The 1609-nt window shown below is 70.4% G+C and carries 2 protein-coding genes; one reads left to right on the top strand and one right to left on the bottom strand.

Features of this window, described 5'->3' with window-relative positions:
- Positions 1–194: 194 nt before the first annotated feature.
- On the top strand, positions 195–1187 hold the full coding sequence (locus tag AC2VON_RS04140; protein WP_486951800.1) for a DEDDh family exonuclease: 993 nt from the start codon (positions 195–197) through the stop codon (positions 1185–1187).
- Positions 1188–1191: 4 nt separating this feature from the next.
- Here AC2VON_RS04140 and AC2VON_RS04135 read toward each other — a convergent pair whose 3' ends face one another.
- The gene (locus AC2VON_RS04135; RefSeq protein WP_486951799.1) at positions 1192–1584 is read right to left on the bottom strand and encodes an SHOCT domain-containing protein; all 393 of its coding nucleotides are present in this window, start codon (positions 1582–1584) and stop codon (positions 1192–1194) included.
- Positions 1585–1609: the final 25 nt, after the last annotated feature.

Below are 1609 nucleotides of genomic sequence, written 5' to 3'. Positions count from 1 at the left end.
GGTCCAGCGTCATCGCGACCAGGCCGCCGATCATCGCGCCGGCGCCGCGGCCGGTGACCCGCGACGCCCACCGCGCGCCCGCCCCAGCGGCCAGGGCGAGGCGTCCGCGGGCGGTGATCACCCGCGCAGTTTAAGTTCCCGACACGACAACCCGGCGACCGGCCTTTGTCGTTGACGCGTGCCATCCTCGGTGCATGAGTTGCGCAGCCTGGGGCCGGCCGACGGGCGAGCCCGGGCCGGGTTGGACGGTCCTCGACGTCGAAACCTCGGGTTTCCGGCCGGGCCATGCCCGCATCCTCAGCGTCGCCGCGTTGGCGCTGGACCCGCACGGCCGGGTGGAGGAATCGGTCGTCAGCCTGCTCAACCCGGGGGTCGACCCCGGGCCCACCCATGTGCACGGGCTGACCGCGGCGATGCTGGCGGGGCAGCCGACGTTCACCGACATCGTCGATGACGTGATCGCGCTGCTGACCGGACGCACGCTGGTCGCGCACAACGTGGCGTTCGATTACGCGTTCCTCACCGCCGAAGCGGAGATCGCCGAGGCCGAGATGCCCGTCGACGCGGTGATGTGCACCGTGGAGCTGGCCCGGCGGCTCGATCTCGGCCTGGACAACCTGCGGCTGGAAACCCTTGCCGCACACTGGGGTGTCACCCAGACCCGCCCGCATGACGCGTTCGACGACGCGCAGGTGCTGGCCCGCGTGCTGACGGCGGCGCTGCAGCGGGCCGAAGAACGCGACGTCTGGCTGCCGGTGCGGCCGGTGACCCGGCGCCGGTGGCCCAACGGCCGGGTCACCCACGACCCGCTGCGGCCGCTGAAGTCGCTGGCCTCACGGATGCCGTGCCGCTACGCCAACCCGGGCCGCTACGTCCGGGGCCGGCCGCTGGTGCAGGGCATGCGGGTGGCGCTGTCGGCGGAGTGCACCCGCACCCACGAGGAACTCCTGGAGCGAATCCTGCATGCCGGGTTGGCCTACACCGACGTCATCGACGCCGACACCTCGCTGGTGATCTGCAACGAGCCCAGGCCGCAACAGGGCAGGGGCTATCTGGCCCGGGAGCTCGGCGTGCCGACGGTGTCCGACGCGGCGTTCCTGGACTGCATCGAGGCGGTGGCCGGCGGCGTCGACGTCGAGGACTTCGCCGACGAGGGTGTCCCCGGCGAGCAGTTCGCCCTGTTCTGACGCCTCAGCTCAGTGCTTTGGCCTTCAGCGTGTCGAACTCGCTCTGGCTGATGGAGCCGGCGTCGAGCAGCTGCTTGGCGTCGGCGATCTCCTGGGCGGGCGACCGGCCGGCGGCCTGCCGGATGTAGGTGTCGGCCTCCTTCTTGGCGGTGGCGGCCGACTCGCGGGCCCGCTGCGCCATGCCGTCGCCGCGGGCGACAAGATACACCAGCGCCGTCAGCAGCGGGAACAGGAACAAAAACAGCACCCAGCCGGCTTTGGCCCAACCCGACGTGGTGTGGTCCCGCCAGAACAGGTCGATGACGATGTAGATCAGGATGAACAGGTACGCGATGAACGCGAACACCACCAGTGAGTACCAGATCAGCCCCCACAGCACGTCCCAGTCGAAATGCATGCGTGAACTCCCTTTCGGTCGGCTT

The sequence above is a fragment of the Mycobacterium sp. TH-M82 genome (genome assembly GCF_057473605.1).
The sequence above is the reverse complement of the archived record's forward strand: the minus strand, read 5'-3'. Positions and strand labels throughout refer to the sequence as shown.